Consider the following 19,188-nt stretch of genomic DNA (forward strand, 5'->3'; position numbering starts at 1 on the left):
TTATGGCTCTTGCTCCTTGGCTCGTTTACGTTTGAAGGAGGAGGCAATGCCAAGCTCCTCCCGATACTTGGCGACCGTTCGCCGGGAAATGGGAATGCCCTCCCCTTCGAGCATTAGCGCCAGCTGTTGGTCGGAATACGGCGTACTGTCCGCTTCCTGCGACACCATCTCGCGCAGCTTCGACTTTACACTCTCTACTGTTGACGCATCTTCCTGCCCGCTGTTGTAGCCGGAAGGAAAGAAATAACCGAGCTCGCAGGTGCCCCATGGCGTCTGCGCATATTTGCCTGCAACCGCTCGGCTGACAGTCGATTCATGCAAGCCTATTTTCTCCGCAATTTGCCGGAGCACCATCGGTTTGAGGTGATCTGCTCCCCCGCGAAAGAATGCAGCCTGTTCTTCCACAATCGCTCTAGTCACCCGCAATAGAGTCAGCCTGCGCTGCTCCAAGCATTTGAGCAGGAAGGCAGCGGCACTTCGTTTCGCCAAGAGATATCGTCCTGATTCATCCGAATTCCCCAGCTCCTTCGCGATTCCTACATACGTGGTGTTCATCGTTAGTCTTGGCGCCGCAGACTCTTGAATGGATACGACAAACTGATCCCCAACCAATCGTATGAGTACATCCGGGATGATATAATCAGCCTGTTTCGGCTGATAGACGGCACCTGGCCTTGGATTCAGCGATCGGATGAACGCGATGGCCGAGACGATCTCCTCGTGCGAGGCATGCAGCAGCCTCATTAATTTCTGGATATGATAATCCGCTACCACTTCCAGATGTGTTGTAATCAACGTGATGATCAGCGGACTGCAGCCCTCCGTTCGCTTCACTTGCAGCAGCAAACATTCCGCCAAATTTCTGGCACCGACCCCAGCGGGCTCTAATCCTTGCACGTAATTTAATGCCTGCTCAACCTCAACAAGCGATACGTTAAGTTTGGCAGCTATATGCTCCGGCGGGCAGTCCAAATAACCATTTGCATCCAAATTTCCGATGATAAAGTCGACCACTTTCTTCTTAGCGCCTGCGATCTCCGAATCGAAACGAAGCTGTTCCTTCAAGTGTTTCTCCAGCGTCAGCCCCTGATCTGCCGCGATGTAATCGAGTGGGGCCGCGCTTCGCGAACCTCGTGCGAAGTCCGTGCCAAGTCCGGCTCCTCCCTGTCCATCCCACGCTTCCAAGAACGGATTCTCCTCAAGCTCATCCCGAATAAAATCAAGCAAATCCGACGTCGGCAGCTGCAAAATTTTGATCGCCTGCTGCAGCTGCGGCGACATATGCATATGCGCCTTCTGCTGCTGATACATCCCGAACCCGTACCGGGAAGTCATAAGAATCACCTGCTTCGAAGGTGGATTCCTATAGTATATTCGGGATGGGCTAAGTCCGATTAATAATAACGGTTTTGATTTCCGTCATTTCATCGATCGCATACTTGACGCCTTCGCGGCCAAGCCCGCTTTCTTTCACGCCGCCATAAGGCATGTGATCCACCCTGAACGTAGGAATATCGTTAATCATGACGCCTCCTACATGCAGCTTCTCCGCTGCATCGAGCGCTGTATGAATATTGTCCGTGTAGATCCCGGCATGGAGTCCGAACCTGGAATCGTTAATAAGCTGGATTCCTTCCTCCACATCGCGAATTCGGTTAATGAGCACGATTGGAGCGAATACTTCCTCGCAGCTTACTTTGGCGGATCGACTTACCTCCAATAATACGGTAGGCTGTAGAATTTGCGCGGATGAAGTGCCTCCTCCGCATGCAACGACTGCTCCCTGCTGTACCGCTTCTTCAATCCAGGACAGTGCCCGGCTGACGTCGCCTTGCGTGATCATGGCCGATAGATCGGTATCCGGATCAAGCGGGTCTCCTACCTTCAGCTTAGCTGCAGCCTCGCAGAATCCAGCAACGAACTCATCATAGTGATTCGCATGCACATAAATACGCTGCAAGGAGATACATACTTGACCTTGATAGGAGAACGCGCCAACCACGCAGCGCGGAATGATTTTGGACAACGGAACGCCTTTATCGATAATCAATGCGGAGTTTGAGCCCAGCTCGAGGGCAACACGCTTCAAGTCAGCTTGATTGCGAATACCGATGCCGACCTTCGGGCTGCCTGTGAACGAGATCGCCTTCACTTTATCGTGCTTAACGATGACATCTCCAATTATGGAACCGGAGCCCGTCACCACATTCAGCGCACCGGCGGGAAGACCCGCTTCTTCCAACAATTCGGCCAAGAACAATGCGGACAAGGGCGTTTGCGATGCCGGCTTAAGCACGATGGTGTTACCGGAAGCAATGGCCGGCCCTACTTTATGCGCGACCAGATTCATGGGGAAATTAAACGGCGTTATCGCGCCGATGACGCCAATCGGCTCCTTCATCGTATAGGCGATTCGACCTTCGCCGCCCGGTGCAGCATCTAGCGGAATCATCTCGCCACTCAAGCGTTTCGCTTCTTCAGCAGCAAACTTATACGTCTGAATGGTACGATCTACTTCAGCTAACGCAGCCTTTAGCGGTTTGGCCGCCTCCATCGCGATCAATCGGGCTGCCTCCCCCGCGCGTTCGGTCAGCAGGCGGCTTAATGTTTCCAATATCGCTGCCCGTTTATGAGCGGGCAGCTTCGCCATTACCCCTCTTGCAGCGTAAGCGGCTTCGATGGCGCGCTCCGTCTCCTCTCTGTCAGCAAGCGGAATTTCCGCTAATGCCTCTCCGGAGTATGGCGCCGTCAACTTCGTGTAGGATTTGGCCTCCAACCACTCTCCACCTATATAGAGCTGCTTCTTTATCATCCGCCAAACCTCCTTTAACTGAGTTGTTGTTCCTGCGAATAGAGCTGTTCCACAATATCACTTAGGATATCCAGTCCCTCTTGCAGCTGTTCATCTGTTATTACCAGCGGCGTTAAGAATCGAACCACATTGCCGTAGATGCCCGCACTAAGCAAGATGACACCTGCCTCATAGGAAGCTTGAATAACCTTCGCTGTAAATTCCTTCATCGGCTTCTTGGACGAAGGATCGATAAACTCAACGCCGCACATCGCACCTAAGCCGCGCACTTCCGCAATGACCGGTACTCGTTCTTGCAGAGCCGTGAAGCAATCGATGATCCTCTTCCCGATTTCCGAAGCACGCTCACAGAGCTTCTCTCTAACGATCTTCTCAATAACCGCAAGTGCTGCGACACAGCCAAGCGGACTGCCGCCGTACGTGCCGCCGATTTCACCCGGATTCGGCGCGTCCATAATCTCTGCTCGACCGGTAACGGCGCTTAGCGGGATGCCTGCTGCAAGAGATTTGGACATGGTAATCAGATCCGGTTGGATGCCGTAATAGCTCGAAGCAAACATCGTTCCCGTTCGTCCGAAGCCGGTTTGAATTTCATCGCAAATAAACAGAATTTGATTGCTGCGGCACACCTCATAGATGCCTTGCACGAACGAAACAGGCGGAACGATGAAACCTCCCTCACCCTGAACCGGTTCCATAATGACGGCTGCCAGCTCTTCGGGGGCGGCTTCCGTCAATAGAAAATCCTCGAATTGCGCCACGCAGAATGCCGCATACTGCTCTTCTGTCATTCCTTCGGGTCTGTGCAGCGGATAGGGATACATGGCTTTATAAGTAGCAGGCGCAAACGGCCCCATTCGATATTTGTAAGGTCTTACTTTGCTGGTAAGCGACATTCCGAGCAGTGTACGTCCATGAAAGCCGCGCGTAAACGACACAATGCCCGGCTTCCCCGTGAACTTCCGTGCAATCTTAACGGCGTTCTCTACCGCTTCAGCCCCACTGTTCAGCAGAATGGTTTTCTTCGGATAATCCCCTGGCGTAATCTCCGCTAATTTCTCCGCCAGCTGGACATACGGTTCATACATAGCCACATGGAAGCTGGTGTGGATATACTGCGAAGCTTGCTTCTGCAGCGCATCGACAATCTCAGGCGGACAATGCCCGACATTAAGTGTACCGATTGCACCGGCAAAATCAAGAAATACATTGCCGTCCACGTCCGTCACCTGTGCACCGCTGGCCTGCTGCACGAAGATCGGCGTCGTGTTGCCAATGCCTAGCGGTACAAATTGCTTTCGCTTCTCTAACAGCGCTCTCGCCTTAGGACCTGGGAAAGGTTCCGCAACGGATACATAAGCTCTATGCTTCTTCATTCAACGCGCTCCTTCCGCGCCTTTCGCGCGAACTGGTCTCCTGCATTTACTTCTGCCAGCTGAATGAGCAATTTCTATGCCAACCTCACCGAAAATATGAAAAAGACGCCTCCATTTCTGGAGGCGTCTTTCTTTCAAGCTGCAGATGCAATCACGTTACCGCGGCACACTTACGTTTCTCAACTCTTCGTGCCTAGCGATCACTTGATCCATCACACATCTGAATATGGCTGTTGCGTAGGAAGCGTTTAGTCCGTGCGCTTCTGACAATTGTACGATTTTGAGGAACTGCTGCGCTTCTCGGCTTGCGTCTTGAGCTTGTAGATTGTGGGTCGCTTTGTAGCGTCCTACTTCTTCCGTTAGTTGGAACCGCTTAGCAAGCAGTGCAACCAGCTCATTATCAATGCTATCGATGTTTTGTCTAAGTTCATCTAATCCAGTAGTCATTTATTGTCTCTCCTTAGTCGCTTAGCAGCGTCGCAATTCCGCGATTTCGCGCTTTGACGCTTTTTTGCAATAAAGCAATAATAGCTACTAGATTAACACATATTAAATCGTTATGTAAGTGTAAAATGTTCGCAGTGTACTCACCGAATAAGCCGAATCATCTGTACTACCGGCCTATTGTCGCCTGGAAGCACCGTTTCGGCGACCTGCATTTGGGAAGAACCGTCCCCGTCGAGAAATATCCCGTCAGCCAGCTGCCCTTCTCCGACTTGCTCGATTATCGCCGTTCTAAACGCTTCGAGTGTCCCCTTCGTACTGCTTACGACTAAATACAGCTTTCCGGAATTATCGTAAACGGCTGCGGTGCGGAGCCTCTCTTCATCCCAATTAGGCGCATGCTCAAGCTGCGCTCTCTTCAGCCACATTGCATCATCTCCGAGGCTCATGCTGATTCCGCCTTGCGCCCAGAAATGCGTTCGATCCCTTACTTGCAGCTCCGAAGCATGAGATACAACCTGCACACTCAGTTTATTCGCGGATTCATCCCAAACGAGCGTGCCGCGCGGGTACTTGGCATTTTCCGAGCCGGAGCCGTATTGATTCAATGCCCCCGCTGCCGGATTACCATTCACAACTGCCATACTGAGAAGTGCGGACTCATAGAAGAACCCGCCGTTTATACCGTAATAATCGGATAACGTAATATTCTGACGTATCGTTTCGAAGGTGATATTCGATGGATGTGTTTGGAGCACATGAAGCTTGAATCCATTCGATGCTTCTCGCTCCGTATAGAGATAATCATGCGCAGGATATCGAACGACTCTCGGTGTGTGATGCGAATTGAGCATTCTCACCAGCAAGAGTAACATCCCACCGAGAATCACGACGATTCCCAGCAGAATGGTTGAAGCTCGAATCATACGCCACCTGGTCGACAATTGCAGACTGGCCACCTTCTCTTCACTTGCTATATCAATAAAGTTAACTAAACCTACTTAGATCGTTGAAACAACTATATAGCTCCACACGCCTGCTGCCATGACGACTCCACTAAGTAGACACATAAAGAGAACGGATGTTTTCATTCTCTAACCCCCTCATTAGTCAAGCTGCACTTCACTAATACTGACTCCTTTGGGGTTCAAAAGGTTGCAGCCAGCATGATCTGCTTGAAATGCGAACTCTTTCCTGTCATGTTTATATAAGGACAATGCGGTGCTTGTCTGGAAAGAGCAGACGGCCGGCCATTACATAAGGAGGATAACAACATGAACCACCCTATTGGGATGCAAACACCGGAAGGCATTCGCATGCTGGAACAAGTTAGACAAATTTGCAGCAGCCTTCCCGAAACAACCGAAATCATCGACGGCCATGGACATACGACGTTCAAAGTGAAAGACAAATCGTTTATTATCATGAGCGATTACGGCATGACGTTTAAGTCTGATCTGGAGAATCAAGAAATTATTGTGCAGCAGGAGCAATTCTTCATACCGAAGTACATCGGGCATCGCGGCTGGGTCGGCGTGAATTCGCCTTCGGATTGGGATCAAATGGGCATTCTGCTAACGGAAGCTTATTTGCACGCCGCTCCGAAACGTCTGATCAAGCAGTTCATGGAACAAGCCAATTAATCGTTTAATCCTTTGCCGCTAAGAATGTGCTGCATATATTTATCGACCCGTGCCGCACGTGTTTTGGATTGTTTGGGCTCACCGAAATGGAGAAGATAAGCTCGTTGTCGTCCCGGAGTTAAGGCTTCGAACGCTGTTTTCAAGGCCGGGACTTCATCCAGCTTCGATTGAAATTCTTCGGCAACGGTATACTCGGTGTTCTTCTTATAATTCACTTCCATACCGGATTTCTCTACCTCAATCGCTTCACGAATATAAGCTTTCAAGGTGGCTTCCATGGCAACGATTTGTTGAACGCTAGTGAACCGAATCTGGCGTGCCGCTTGCACATTTTCCGTTTGCTGAATTAGGATGCCTTGCGGATCCTTTAACAAAGCCCCTTTGTGAAACAGCAGTGCGCAGTATTCTTTGAATCCATGGATTAAGACGACGTTCTTGTCCTGGAAGGAGTAACATGGATGCATCCATTTGAATTCCTCGGTCAGCTCGCAATCCAGAACGATATTTCGTAACTCCTCATATTCTTCACGCCACTTCGTGGAACTGCTTATAAATACATCTGCTTTATGATTCAATCTGCTGTTGGCCATCCGTTTACGCTCCTCATTAGCATCATACTAGTCGAACAGTCCTCTTCGAATGAGATTGGCCGTAACCGGCTTCAAACCCAGCTCACGCGACCAAATCGACAATTGGCCCATATGATGAATTTCATGCGCAAGGACATGTCTCATAATCTCTCCGTATTTAAAAATCTCGGTCTCGCCTTCATTGTTGATATCCAGCAGGTCCTTCTCTTCCAAGCTGTCATTCCATCCATATACGAACGGGGCAATTGCTTCATGACATTGCTCGGAATAATCCCTTATTTTCTGGAGCGTAGCATATTCTTCGAAAGGCGGCATTGGCGGTTCCTCTTTACCCTGCAAACCACTAATCCAACTGTACTCAACATCGATGATATGAAACAAGGTATAGAGAATACTTCCTATTCCCCCAACACGTTTCTTCACCAATTCCTCTTCCGATACAAGCTCACACCAAGCTAACCAGTCCTTTCGGACCTGCCAATTGTATTCAAACAGTTTCTGCATGTAACGTCGCTCCTTTTTGACCGGAATTTACTATAATTCACTATATCACTACCACCACAACCTCTACTTATTCGCCAAAGTGTTCGTAAATCCTGTCTCCGGAAGCGAACATCACCACCTAGCGCCGCTGTAAATAAATAAGCCGCGAACGTTAATCGCGGCTTATTACATTAAGTTAAACGAGGTAAATATCGTTCATGTACAACGTTCATATGATGCTGCGCATGTCCAAGAATGAAATACACACCTGCAGCAGCCGACGTTTTCACTTCATTGAGGATGCAGAATTGCTGAATCTCCGTTTCCGTTAGTCCATTTACAAGCGAGGCGGAGGATGCTCTCACTGTGCGGTACTCTTCAATCAACTCACTTAGCGGACGACGATCAAAATTCGTCAAGCTCACATACACATCCGCGTGCCTTGGCATTGGTGTTAGATCGCCTCTGCCGGCAACAAGAATCCGATAAGTCATCATCCGCTCAGTGTCGATAATGTGACCCAGCACGTCTTTGAGACTCCATCTGCCTTCCGCATAGCGAAATAAACTTTGTTCCTCCGTCAGGGAACTATACAACTCGCAAATTCGCTTTCCTTGGCTCACGAGAAGCTGATGGATATCGCCTTCATCGACCGTTGCGTAGTAATTGTCCCATACGGAGTTATACTGTCCTGCTTTAGGTTTCGGTATGTACATCGCAGCTCACCTCGTCGGAAAATGTGTAATAAGCCGTATTATAACAGCTTCCGCAAGGAATGGTTGGATTTTTTTGCCACTGAACAATCTAGTCTGTCGAATTCCGGTTGTTGAACGACTCATTAACAGCATTCAATTTCTTCAAATGCGGGATAAGACCTTTCAATAGGTCTTTCTTTAATAACGTCATGTAATCCAATTGCAACCCTTCGTAACGATCACTCTTCTTCATCTCGTTCGCACGTTCTTTGAATTGCTGCATGGTCTTATCCAATTGAGCCATCTCTATAGCTGCATCACGATTGGCATCAAGCGAATCTTGATCGATCACCTGCGGTTTACTTAACCAGTACCTCGAGCTCGTGTTATATACGGTTCTCCAAAGATCGGCTTCAAAGGCCAGAATAGCTGCATCCTCCTGCTGCTGAGAGGTCATAATCAGGTTATTGACGCGATGTCGCAGTTCTTGGTTCTGCTCTTTGAGATCCGCAGCCTGAATCAGCAGCACCAATTGATTCGTCACTTGACTGGCCTGCTCTTTGGCAAGATCAAGTATCTTCTGGTTATGAATGCGATCTTTCATATCATGGATAGTGGAGATATCGGTCAGAGATTTCACCAGCGGCTGAAAAGAGTTCAAGTTAGCAAGCATGTCCAGAAAATAATCATTCGTTTTCTCCTCGTACAGTGCCTGTACCTCCTGCTTCTCGTTACGCTGATTGCTCAACGCTCTAAACTGCAGGAAGACCGTACAAGCAAGCACAATACTAAGCGTTAACCAACCATAATGGATCGCTCTGGTTTTCGTACTCCCCAATGTTTCATCACCTCTATCGTAGTTTCAGTGGAATCCGCCTATTTTACTCATTGCTTCCAGGCTGAGCCCATATGCTTGCACAAAAAAAAGTGAACAGCTGGTTTCAGCTGTCCACCTCCATTATTTAATGCATATCCACCGATGCCGCTTTGAATGCTTCTTTGCTCTGTTCGCTTCTAGGCATGCGCAGCTTGCCGAAGAAGATGGCTGCAACGAGACCGATCAAGACAACTACAATACCGATTACGAACACGGATGTGATCGCATGGCTCAGAATTCCTTGTAAGGCTGCAAGCAGCTTATCCGGAATTTGTGCTTTCACTTCCGGCTGAAGCAAGGATTGCGGATTGGCAAACTGAGCAAGCTTATCACCCGGGATATCAGTGAAATCTCCTTGAATATCTTTAATCCCGCTCGTCATGTTGTTCGTCATAATAACGCCCATGATCGCAACACCGACCGTACCGCCAATGGAGCGCGTGAATTGCGTAGTCGAGGTTGCAACACCGCGCAGATCATGGCCAACCGCGCTTTGAGCAGCGATTGTGAGGACAGGCATAAGCGCTCCCATACCGAAACCTATAATAATCATGTACAGGATTAGTTCCAGACTGGTTGTATTCACGTCCATTTGCGACATGAACAGGTAACCGACCGTCATGATCGCCATAGCCGACATGACGATTGTACGGTAGCTCAGCTTCTTGATCAGAATCCCGCCAAGGATGCTGGATAGAATCAAGGACAGCATGAGCGGAGTCAGAATGTAACCGGAGTGCGACGCCGATGTCCCGATTACGGCTTGTGAATACAGCGGAATGTACGTAATTGCGCCGAACATTCCCATGCCCATCATGAAACCAACGATACTGGAAACCGAAATCGCTTGAAGCTTAAACAACTTCAGCGGAATGATCGGTTCCTTCACTTTGGATTCGATCCAAATGAAGATCAGGATGAGCAGCAGGCTAGCTCCGAACAAGCCGATAATTTGCGGGGAATCCCACGGGTATTTCGTGATGCCGCCTTCGGATGGACCGTTGCCGCCCATCTCAATCGCGAGCAAGAAAGCTACAACCGCACCTGTGAGCGTAGATGCGCCGCCCCAGTCGATCGATTTTTTCTCGAGCTTCTTGATTCTTTCAGTGCAATGGATAGAATAATGGCTGCGAATATGCCGAAAGGAAGATTAATGTAGAATATCCACTGCCAAGCAATATGGTCAACGATAAATCCGCCGACCGCAGGACCGAGAACGCTGGACAATCCGAATACAGCGCCGAAAATCCCTTGCATTTTGCCACGGCGATCCGGCGGATAGATGTCTCCGATAATGGTCATTGCGATTGGCATAAGCGCACCGGCACCGATACCTTGAATCGCACGGAAAATGATGAGCTCCGTCATATTATGGGACAGCCCGCAAAGTGCCGATCCCACAAGGAACAACCCCATCCCGATCAAGTACACAAGTCTTCTGCCGAACAAATCGGCGAGCTTCCCGAAGATCGGAACTGCCGTTGTTGAAGTTAACATATAAATCGTAAATACCCAGCTATACAGACTGAAACCATCGAGCTCTGCAATTACATGCGGCATGGCCGTCGATACAATCGTTTGATCGAGCGATCCGAGCAGCAAGCCAAGCATAAGTCCTGTCACGATCCAGCGAAGCTGTTTGGGACTTAAATTTGTCATCGTACCACTTCCTTCTGTCATTTTTCCTCGAGTGCTTGCAATAGCAGCTTAAACGCATCCGTGATGAGATCTACCTGATCTTCCTCCATCTGTCCGATCAAGCCGGTGAACCATTCCATTCGCTGTTTGCGGATGAGCTCAACGGTTTCCTTGCCTTGCTCCGTTAAACTTAATTGCACGACTCTGCGGTCATCCTCAGGTCTCGTCCGTTCAATGAGGCTAAGTGAAACAAGCTTATCCGTCAATCCCGTAGCAGCACCTGACGTAATGCCAAGGAGCTTCACGACATCATTCACCCGACAAATCTCCGTTCGATGCAAATACATCAATACGAAGATATGACCGCTGGCGAGGTTGAACGGATTCTCAAGCAGCTTGATCCGATTCTTCGCCCTCTGCGCAAAACGTTCCATGAGGAGCTGAAGCTCAGCTAGTTTATTTCCACCTGAATGCGTAATCCTTCTCCCTCCGCTCTGAACAATGCGTTACTTTCCTTCATCAGTTGCTTACCTGCTCATTATCTTACTGAATAAGATATTAGGCCTTTAAGAAAATACTACACAATGCGGGCCGCCGTCAATAGATTTATATTAAAATTTTTACATATGAGGTTAATGGGCAAACAAAAAGCCTGAACGATCGCTTTGTTCCAGCGACCGTTCAGGCAATTGCCAGTCTTCCAAGCTTCTGGTAAAATTGAGCATTAACGCTCCGTAATGAATGGAGGTGAAGGAATGCAACGCACATACAAGCCAATCGAAATTGCCCGAGCGCTGAACCTTAGTACAAGCGCGCTGCGACATTATGAGTCTTGGGGCGTTGTTCCGGCTCCGGAACGCGGCGCTAATGGCTATCGTCTCTATACGGATATCCATTTGGCTTATTTCCGATGCTTACGAACGATGTTTGCCGGTTTCGGCGTTGCCGTCACCTGTGATGTTCTTCGTCACATTCAGGCGGGTCAGATGAATGCCGCATTCTGGCTTGTGAACAAGGAGCAAGCTCTCCTTCAGCAGGATAAGTCTGCAGCGGATCAGACCTTGGAGCTGCTTCATCAGCTGGCATTGCCGGATTTCGTTGATACAAGAAGGAAGAATCCCATGTCCATTGGAGAAGCTGCTGCACTAGCCGGGGTAACGACATCTGCCCTGCGTCACTGGGAGAAGGAAGAGCTCCTCACACCATTACGCGACTCGGACAACGGCTATCGGCTGTACAACGCTCTGCATATCCGCCAGATCCTGATTATCAGAACGCTGAGAAGCACCGTGTATCTGCTCCGTAACTTGAAGGATATCGTTCATGCCGTAGAGCACCAGAGCGTCGAGCAAGCCATGAAGCTGACGGAGAACGCAATCCAAGGCATTCATGCGCGAATTCGGAATCAATTTCAAGGTGTTCATCAGTTAGTTGAGTTATGCAAAGCGGTTAAGCTAATCGATTGACGGAGACCACGCGGCGAGACTTAAACGGCTGTTGCATCCTGAAACAACTCGTGCAGCTCACGCACATTCCGTACATAATACGCCGGCGAATGCGCCTGTAATTCTTCTTCGCTTCCATAGCCGTACCCTACTCCGATAGAAGCAACACCGTTACGCTGAGCGCCGATCAAGTCATGCTTGCGATCACCTATCATGATCGCTGAAGCCGCAGTAAGCTGCTGCGATTGCAGAATATGCGCGATAATTTCACCTTTATCCGACATCGTGCCATCGAGATTGCTGCCACAGACATAGTCGAAATAAGAATCGATTCGGAAGTAGCTTACTATTTTCTCCGCAAATACAGTAGGTTTGGAAGTTGCAACAATGATAGTCCGCTTCTGCTCTACTAACAGTTCGAGCAGCTCTCGTATTCCACCATACAACTCATTCTCATAGATCCCTTTATCCGCGAAATATTCGCGATAGTAATCCACGGCCGTTCGAGCTTCTGACGCCGAGAAACCGTATCGTTCTTCAAAAGAACTCGCAAGCGGCGGCCCGATAAACGGCTCCAGCAGATCCAAATTATCTTCGATGATCTTGTATTTCGCCAGTGCATACTGTACGGCTCGGGTTATCCCTTGCTTCGGATCGGTAAGCGTTCCGTCTAGATCGAACAATATCGCCTTATACATGATGATTGCACGCTCTCTCTCGCCTATAATGTGTTCGATGCCTCGGTTAGCACGTTAGCAAGTAATGGCAAATCAATCGGGTCCCCTTCACGGAACTTCATCCATCTTCGCTCTGGGGGTCCTTCGAATTTACCTCCGGACAGATCAAGGTCAGTCGTATTGAAGATCATGAACGTTACCGTATCTTTGGCCGTGCTGATGACTGCTGCATATTTGCCGTCCTTCAGAAAATGCGGCTTCTTGTACTGGATGCGCTCATCGATTGATGGTACGGTTTGATGGACCATTTGACGGAGTTGATTGCAAGCCTCCACCTGCCACGGTTGTTTCAATTCCTCGATAAAGCTGCTCACTTCTTGATTCATTTCCGCACATCTCCTCTCTATTATTCAGACACTTGCTTGTTTCCCATATAAACGGTGCGAAATTTAATATAACTTGCGATACGCCAGGGAATGACGTAACCAACAGCCACTAGGATGAAAATCCCACTTAGTTCATTCGGATCCAGGTCGGACAAGTAATCTAGCGCGACGAGTCGAAGCAGCACCAAGCCGACGAACGAGATCATGAACCCCGTGCTCTTCTTCGCGTAGATCTGTCCGTCTTCGCGAACTTCATAATTCGTCGTCAGAATAAGGGGGATAGACAGCACAAGACCAGCACCAAGCGCTGCGACCAGTTCACTTACCGGCAGCTTAAATTCGGGATTAAACAATAACGAGAACGCTGGTAATAAGAAGAGGAGCGGAATCAGTATGCGTCTGCCGTTTCCTTTAATGGGCCGATACATGCTGTTTCTTCTGCGCCAAATGACCAACCCGGCAATGACGATGACGATCGTTATGACTTGTGGATTCATTTCACGATATCGGCCAATCGCTCTTGCAGATTATCCGTACAAACGCCGCCATGATAGGTGATCATAGTTGCAATATCAAGCTTCTGGAATTTCTTAACCGACGCCATCGCCGTCTCCCAGTCCGGTGTAAAGTTTGCGGCCGGCGGCATCAGCACGCCTTCGTTAGAGGTCAACGAGTCGCCTGTAACCAGCGTCTTGCTCGGGATGTGATAGAGTGCAATGTGGTCCGGCGAATGTCCCGGTGTATAGATCACTTGCAACCCACCGGCAACAGGCAGCTGCTCCCCATCGTTCAGAATGATAGTGACCTTAACCGGAGGTACCAGCGTCTTGCTCTTCAGAAGCGGAATTTCGCCGGCAATGTAAGGGACTCCAACTTCGTGAGCAAGCACTTCAACGCGCCCCTCAAATAATTCCACAAGCTCCGGAAGCGAGCCGATATGATCACGATCCTGGTGAGTGATGATGATTTGGGTCAGATCATCCAGATTGAAGCCTTCCTTGGCCATCGCCTCACGAATGACTTCTACTTGCCCGGGGATTCCGGTATCTACAAGAATAAGCTCTTGCTCGTCCCATACAATAGCAGCATGGACAATGAAGTCATTCCCATTCACCAGCATATTTAGCTGAAGCGCCTTGATTCCTGATTTCTCCATCGTTACTTGCCACTCCTCTCAACTTTGCAAACTTGTAAACTCTTCCTGATTATCGTACCACTTGTGCCGCGTGAACAAAAGTCAGTCCCTTGTGCTTCACCCGTTCAATTATTTCTTATCCGCCATAAAATTCGATTGCGCGGAGCGAATCGTCTGCTTGTATTTGCCCGGTGTCATGCCGAACGTCTTCACGAACTGACGGTTCAAGTAGGCAGCGTCGCCTAATCCGCATAGTTGCGCCAGCTGGCTGAGCGGCTCCTCTGTCGTCTCGAGCAGACGTTTCACTTTGTTCAGCCTCATCTGCCTGAGCATCTGCATCGGGTTAATCCCATAAGCTTCATGGAAAGCTCGGTCCAAATAATTCGTATTTAAATGCACCTTCTCCGCCAGCATGTCGCGCGAGAGCTTCATCGCCATATGATCCGCCATATAACGAATGATAGGAAAGAACCTGTCATACTTCGCGGAATAAGCTTCGCTGCGTCCGATTCTACCATGCGCTTCCCAGCTCTCGAGAATCATCGTAGATAATCGAAGCATGTCTGCTGCAAGTGACACTTCGCGAAAGGACGAGCTGCTCTTCCAAGTGCGAAGCATGGATTGGAACACGTGACTATACGCCTCAGCATCGAGCAGCTGCACCACGGGCTGAACTTGATAGAGCTGGAACAGGTCTACGTTATAACTTGTTTGAACCTGAACCGATACCCACTCATGCAAACCGGACTGGTCCGCTCGTTCGGAGAACGGCAAAAAAGGAGGGTGCAGCATAACCCCTCCTTCACGTACCTCGTGCTGTTCGCCATTCGTCGTTGTAATCACTTGGCCTTGCCGCACATGGCTAATGACCCAATTCGGATATATAATCTGCTGATGATTTAGCGTCTCGTATTTACCTTCATCGACCATGTAGACGTTGACTTGCCACTGATCGAAGCTTGTGCTTGTAAGCGATCTGGTTTCCACCGGTTCCCCCGCCAATCTATCAGCTAGTATGTTCCTAGTTTACACCAGCCGTAGTATGGTTTGGAAACGTTATTTCGGCAGCTTCGCGTCAAGCTCGTTTCGAAGTGCCGCTTCATCGGCAGCACCGATCCAAGACCCATCGATGGAGAGTGACGGTCCCCTTCTACAGCCCACGCACTGATTCAGGCAATGAGACAATGAGACGTCATGGCCTTCTTCCACGAGCTGATCAAGCATCGTACCATGGCGATTCTCCTGTAAATTCCGCAAACAAACGACGATGACGGCACTCATTTGGCAATCAGTGCTCTGCCGTCTTGAGCGATGAGCGGTCCATTGTCGAATACTTTGCCAGTTACCGGATTCTTAGCCCCTTCAACCGAATATTGAATAACATAGGCTTTGCGCGTGCTGTCACTCTGATTAGGCGTACTGCGGTGAAAGAGGAGCGAATGGAAGATCACCATGCTGCCTTTAGGAAGCGGCACCGGTTGTCCGGGGTCTTCGCCAAAATAACACTGCCAGCCCGTGTCCGTCTGCACATGCTCGACATAACCTTGCAAATGCGAGCCGGGCTGAATATAGATGCAGCCATTCTCTATCGTCGCATCGTCGAGCGCCAGCCAGCAGGTCATATAATGAACGGGATCAGTCGGTACATAACCGTTATCCTGATGCCATGGGAAGTCTTTCTTCGCTTCCGGGCGTTTGTAGACGGATTGATCCCAATACAGCCGAATATCCCCGCCTAATACGCTAGTTGTCAGATCGACAAAGCGCTGATCGCCGATAAATTGCTCAAGCTCCTCATGCCTTCTGGCCAAATTACAAGTGAAATTGATTTGATTCGGAATGTTGTTGAACCCTTTGCTGCCCTTCTTAAGCGCTTCTTCGCCTTCCCAATCGAACACGTCAATAATGGCGCGAATTCGGTCCATCTCTTCGGCTGTGAATAATTGATCCAAGATGACATATCCCTGTTCATGATACTGCTTCAACTGTTCCGCGTTCAGCATAATTCTTTCACTCCTCGATAGTGGATGAAGCTGATTTACCTTTATTATCAAGGAGTTTCGAGCTGCGGACAATGAACAGGTTCCTGTAGTTATTGTACTTTTTCCACCATCCCAGTGCGTTTAAATCATCTGTGCATCGTTGAACCCAACCCTGCCCAAATATCCGACCTGACCGGTGCTCCGAACCTGCACTTGATCGTAATATTCCAATCCGCCTCTAGGACCTTCTTCGTTCGTACTGCTGGGTATGTTCCATCTCATCGAGAAGATCTCCGTACCAGCCGGAAGCGGAATTGAAGTTGAACTCCCGTTAGGTTCCGAATACAAACGTTGATCCGCAGTCAAGAGATGCACGCGTTTGGTCACCTCCGGCACTAATTTCGCTCGGCGCAATGCCAGCTTCGCAAGCTCTGACACATATGGCGTTTGATCTTGCGTCGCCGATTCTAATGCAGCTCGAGTTGCATTACCTGTTGCGATACGTCCTAAGCTCATTACGGCGTAATAACGAACCGTCTCACAGGCGTGTTTCAATAGCGGCACAAGGTATGGAACCGCCGCTTCTCCGAGTGTCTCCCATTGAAAGGAACCGATATAGTAGATGCCATGCTGCTGCATGGAATTAAGATCACACGCTGCTGATGAAGCGGTTTGTTGCCACTCGGAAGCTAAACGTGCCGGATCCGGCACAGAAAAGCCTGCAAGAAGCTCACTACCAACCGTTAAAGGCGCTGCTATCGGAAGTCGATTACTAGCCGCTAGGGCTGCCGGTGTTTGATGAAACCGAGGCGCTAAGCAGGTTATCGTATCGCCATATTGAACGACATAATAGGGATATCCGCCTGCTCTTTGATAATCGATCCCTGCATCCGGGATCAGCAGCGGTTGACCTACCAGAATCCATTGCGGGTCACAAATCACATTCACTTCCAGCAGCCGTGCGACACTTGATCCGAAGCGGTCGGCTACTCGCTCCAACGTGTCTCCACCTTGTACGACGTAGATCATGCGAATCTCTCCTCTCCTGCCTATACGTATTCAGGCACACAAACAAAAGGAACTACCGCTCAGGGTAGTTCCTTTTGATCATTATATGAGGTTTAGCTGATCTTATTTCAGCAAATCATGATCCACGTAACGCGTGCCGTTCAGCTCACTAATTACGTTAATCGCAACTTTAGCGCCGTCGCCAGCAGTGATAATCGTATGCACGCTGACTCCGGCCGCCGTACCCGCAACCCAGACGCCGGCAACGTTCGATTTACCGCTCGCATCCACATCGAATACTTGCTTGATCCGCGGCTCAGTGCCTTCTTTTACCGACAAACCGATCTTCTCAGCCAGATCTGTCGAGATCCCTGTGGCAACAATAACATGACTGCCTTCGAATTGCTGCGATTCCGTCGCTACGTTGAAACCGTTCTCATTCTTAGTAATATTGACTACTGTATCTTGAATCAGCTCTGCACCGAATTTAACCGCTTGCTTCTTGCCGATTTCCACGAGCTCTGGACCTGTCGTTTCCAGTAAACCGTAATGATTCTCGATCCATGCCTTCTTCGTCATGCTCTTATCGCTGTCGATCAGAAGCGTCTTCTTGCCAGCCTTAGCTGCGAATAATCCTGCACTAGCTCCTGCAGGGCCTGCTCCGATAATGATAATGTCAAACACGAATAATCACTCCTTCATATGATTACAGATGATTGCAGCATTTCAAAATAATCATAAGCCATTCGATAGAGCGGTTGCAAGTTGTCCCTTATAGACGGAGCGACATATGAACTTGTTCAATATACGGTTTGAAGCCAAGGCGATCAAGCAGCTCGAGCAGCTCTGCATGGGTATGCCTGATGTTAAGCGTCATTCGTTGATAGGGCATTTCCAGCGGACCGTACACTTCTTTGAGCAGCGCTTTGAGAATCTTCCCTGAATCTGCTCTGCCAGGTGCCGCTTCACATTGATAGAGGATGATCGAATTCAAGAAACCGTCTTCGCTATAGTTCCGTTTGTATAAGGCGTAACCTACACGCTCTTCTCCATCCGAGAGTATGCAGCAATCGCCGTCCTTCAGACTTTGCCAGCCTGTCTGCCAAGCGGCATCGCGATTATAGAAAGAGAGCGTTCTCGCGTCACGCGGCTTCGCATGTCTAATCACAAACCGCTGAGGAAAGCTGGGCAGCAATAGCTCAGGGTCCAAAGCGTCCTCTTGGATGGAACAAACCAACTCTCCTGTAGTTTGATAACCTGCACCTTGATAAAGCTTTATCGCCGCTTCATTCTGTTTAATCGCTTCGAGCAGGGCCAGATTAACGTTCTGCTCCCGATACAGCTGAATATTTTGTGCCATAAGCAGCTTGCCGTATCCTTTACCACGATGTGACGGGGCTATGCCTGTACCGCCGTTCCACGCTGTTTTCAATCCGTTAACGGTTCGGAAGCCGTTCATCACGAAGCCTGCAGGTTCCCCGTCGACCATCATCGCCAGCGAATGCTCAAGCGACAATCCTTCACTGACGGTTCGAGCCAGAAAACGATCAAGATTCAGTGCAGCATTGGTGAAATACCCTTCGAAGCCTTTGTTCCAAAGCGTGACGATTTCATTAGCTGGAAGCTGACTAAAGCGGTTAAACGTAATCATGCTAGTACCCCTCTCTTAAATGAAGTAAAGGCCGATGATGGATTATCCGGAAAGCAGCGATTCAAATAACTCCATCATAGCACATAAAATGGGTTAACTAGTGGCTATATGTATACCAAATTTCTATTCCAGTATGCTGGTAAACGGTTTATAGAACATTTCGAACATTTGCGTTGGGCCTGGTACCTCCGGGTAATAGAGCAGCAGCAAGGCAAGCAGGTATCCGATGGCCGTAAGCACGGCAAATGCGGTTCTTTCTCTTCGGAGGTGTCGCAGTCTGGGCCATTCCATGACAATCATGATGACGAAAATGACCGTGATCCCTAATAAAGAACCCAATTTCATA

25 protein-coding genes are annotated in these 19,188 nt (G+C 49.2%); 2 read left to right on the plus strand and 23 right to left on the minus strand.

All coding sequences use genetic code 11. The features are described 5' to 3' along the window. From rpoN to BLW29_RS02860, 5 genes are all read right to left on the minus strand, one after another. Positions 1-1,335, minus strand: a complete 1,335-nt coding sequence (gene rpoN, locus BLW29_RS02840) for an RNA polymerase factor sigma-54 (RefSeq protein ID WP_090975998.1) — start codon at positions 1,333-1,335, stop codon at positions 1-3. A 49-nt stretch (positions 1,336-1,384) separates the two neighbouring features. Then, on the minus strand, positions 1,385-2,812 hold the full coding sequence (locus BLW29_RS02845) for an aldehyde dehydrogenase family protein (protein ID WP_090976000.1): 1,428 nt from the start codon (positions 2,810-2,812) through the stop codon (positions 1,385-1,387). Between the two features lie 14 nt (positions 2,813-2,826). Beyond that, positions 2,827-4,188: a 4-aminobutyrate--2-oxoglutarate transaminase gene (gene gabT, locus BLW29_RS02850; RefSeq protein ID WP_090976002.1), complete on the minus strand. Its 1,362-nt coding sequence runs from the start codon at positions 4,186-4,188 to the stop codon at positions 2,827-2,829. A gap of 156 nt (positions 4,189-4,344) precedes the next feature. Further along, on the minus strand, positions 4,345-4,635 hold the full coding sequence (locus BLW29_RS02855; protein WP_090976004.1) for a chorismate mutase: 291 nt from the start codon (positions 4,633-4,635) through the stop codon (positions 4,345-4,347). Between the two features lie 140 nt (positions 4,636-4,775). Then, positions 4,776-5,576 (minus strand): hypothetical protein, encoded by an 801-nt coding sequence (locus BLW29_RS02860; RefSeq protein WP_143044344.1) that lies wholly within the window; start codon positions 5,574-5,576, stop codon positions 4,776-4,778. A gap of 330 nt (positions 5,577-5,906) precedes the next feature. Between BLW29_RS02860 and BLW29_RS02865 the strand changes: the two genes are divergently transcribed. Then, positions 5,907-6,275 carry an MmcQ/YjbR family DNA-binding protein gene (locus tag BLW29_RS02865; RefSeq protein WP_090976008.1) on the plus strand — a complete coding sequence of 123 codons (369 nt, stop codon included), beginning with the start codon at positions 5,907-5,909 and terminating at the stop codon, positions 6,273-6,275. Here BLW29_RS02865 and BLW29_RS02870 read toward each other — a convergent pair. The 7 genes from BLW29_RS02870 to BLW29_RS02900 all read right to left on the minus strand — a co-directional run bounded on the left by BLW29_RS02870 (position 6,272) and on the right by BLW29_RS02900 (position 10,992). Beyond that, a complete protein-coding gene (locus BLW29_RS02870) occupies positions 6,272-6,865 on the minus strand; it encodes a YdeI/OmpD-associated family protein (RefSeq protein WP_090976010.1) in 594 nt (197 codons plus the stop codon). The two genes, BLW29_RS02865 and BLW29_RS02870, sit on opposite strands and share 4 nt — an antisense overlap. A 27-nt stretch (positions 6,866-6,892) precedes the next feature. Beyond that, a complete protein-coding gene (locus BLW29_RS02875) occupies positions 6,893-7,369 on the minus strand; it encodes a DinB family protein (protein WP_090976012.1) in 477 nt (158 codons plus the stop codon). A gap of 170 nt (positions 7,370-7,539) precedes the next feature. Continuing rightward, the gene (locus BLW29_RS02880) at positions 7,540-8,064 is read right to left on the minus strand and encodes a DinB family protein (protein ID WP_090976014.1); all 525 of its coding nucleotides are present in this window, start codon (positions 8,062-8,064) and stop codon (positions 7,540-7,542) included. 88 nt (positions 8,065-8,152) lie between these two features. Beyond that, complete coding sequence (locus BLW29_RS02885; protein WP_090976016.1) at positions 8,153-8,881, minus strand: hypothetical protein; 729 nt, start codon at positions 8,879-8,881, stop codon at positions 8,153-8,155. A 124-nt stretch (positions 8,882-9,005) separates the two neighbouring features. Further along, a complete protein-coding gene (locus BLW29_RS02890; protein WP_090976018.1) occupies positions 9,006-9,947 on the minus strand; it encodes an MFS transporter in 942 nt (313 codons plus the stop codon). 5 nt (positions 9,948-9,952) lie between these two features. Then, positions 9,953-10,579, minus strand: coding sequence for an MFS transporter (locus tag BLW29_RS02895; protein ID WP_177186462.1), 627 nt, complete (start codon positions 10,577-10,579; stop codon positions 9,953-9,955). Positions 10,580-10,596: 17 nt separating this feature from the next. Continuing rightward, entirely contained in the window at positions 10,597-10,992 is a 396-nt protein-coding gene (locus tag BLW29_RS02900; RefSeq protein ID WP_090976022.1) for a MarR family winged helix-turn-helix transcriptional regulator, read from the minus strand. Positions 10,993-11,313: 321 nt separating this feature from the next. Between BLW29_RS02900 and BLW29_RS02905 the strand changes: the two genes are divergently transcribed. Further along, positions 11,314-12,024, plus strand: a complete 711-nt coding sequence (locus BLW29_RS02905; protein ID WP_090976024.1) for a MerR family DNA-binding transcriptional regulator — start codon at positions 11,314-11,316, stop codon at positions 12,022-12,024. 20 nt (positions 12,025-12,044) lie between these two features. Here BLW29_RS02905 and BLW29_RS02910 read toward each other — a convergent pair whose 3' ends face one another. From BLW29_RS02910 to BLW29_RS02955, 11 genes are all read right to left on the minus strand, one after another. Continuing rightward, entirely contained in the window at positions 12,045-12,701 is a 657-nt protein-coding gene (locus tag BLW29_RS02910) for an HAD hydrolase-like protein (protein ID WP_177186463.1), read from the minus strand. Positions 12,702-12,724: 23 nt separating this feature from the next. After that, positions 12,725-13,066: a DUF1801 domain-containing protein gene (locus tag BLW29_RS02915; RefSeq protein ID WP_090976028.1), complete on the minus strand. Its 342-nt coding sequence runs from the start codon at positions 13,064-13,066 to the stop codon at positions 12,725-12,727. A gap of 20 nt (positions 13,067-13,086) precedes the next feature. After that, positions 13,087-13,563 carry a CcdC family protein gene (locus BLW29_RS02920; protein ID WP_090976029.1) on the minus strand — a complete coding sequence of 159 codons (477 nt, stop codon included), beginning with the start codon at positions 13,561-13,563 and terminating at the stop codon, positions 13,087-13,089. Then, on the minus strand, positions 13,560-14,222 hold the full coding sequence (locus BLW29_RS02925) for an MBL fold metallo-hydrolase (RefSeq protein ID WP_090976031.1): 663 nt from the start codon (positions 14,220-14,222) through the stop codon (positions 13,560-13,562). The genes BLW29_RS02920 and BLW29_RS02925 overlap by 4 nt, the downstream gene beginning before the upstream one ends. A 108-nt stretch (positions 14,223-14,330) precedes the next feature. Beyond that, on the minus strand, positions 14,331-15,188 hold the full coding sequence (locus BLW29_RS02930) for an AraC family transcriptional regulator (protein WP_090976033.1): 858 nt from the start codon (positions 15,186-15,188) through the stop codon (positions 14,331-14,333). Positions 15,189-15,257: 69 nt separating this feature from the next. Further along, the gene (locus BLW29_RS31090) at positions 15,258-15,482 is read right to left on the minus strand and encodes a DUF1450 domain-containing protein (protein WP_143044345.1); all 225 of its coding nucleotides are present in this window, start codon (positions 15,480-15,482) and stop codon (positions 15,258-15,260) included. Further along, on the minus strand, positions 15,479-16,204 hold the full coding sequence (locus BLW29_RS02935; protein WP_090976035.1) for a phytanoyl-CoA dioxygenase family protein: 726 nt from the start codon (positions 16,202-16,204) through the stop codon (positions 15,479-15,481). The genes BLW29_RS31090 and BLW29_RS02935 overlap by 4 nt, the downstream gene beginning before the upstream one ends. 120 nt (positions 16,205-16,324) lie before the next feature. Continuing rightward, complete coding sequence (locus tag BLW29_RS02940; RefSeq protein WP_090976038.1) at positions 16,325-17,212, minus strand: LysM peptidoglycan-binding domain-containing protein; 888 nt, start codon at positions 17,210-17,212, stop codon at positions 16,325-16,327. Positions 17,213-17,314: 102 nt separating this feature from the next. Continuing rightward, positions 17,315-17,875: an FAD-dependent oxidoreductase gene (locus BLW29_RS02945; protein WP_090976040.1), complete on the minus strand. Its 561-nt coding sequence runs from the start codon at positions 17,873-17,875 to the stop codon at positions 17,315-17,317. 88 nt (positions 17,876-17,963) lie between these two features. Further along, complete coding sequence (locus BLW29_RS02950; protein ID WP_090976041.1) at positions 17,964-18,842, minus strand: GNAT family N-acetyltransferase; 879 nt, start codon at positions 18,840-18,842, stop codon at positions 17,964-17,966. Between the two features lie 123 nt (positions 18,843-18,965). Further along, entirely contained in the window at positions 18,966-19,187 is a 222-nt protein-coding gene (locus tag BLW29_RS02955) for a hypothetical protein (RefSeq protein ID WP_090976042.1), read from the minus strand. Position 19,188: the final 1 nt, after the last annotated feature.

The sequence above is a fragment of the Paenibacillus sp. CF384 genome, from assembly GCF_900106745.1.
GTDB lineage: Bacteria > Bacillota > Bacilli > Paenibacillales > Paenibacillaceae > Paenibacillus_Z.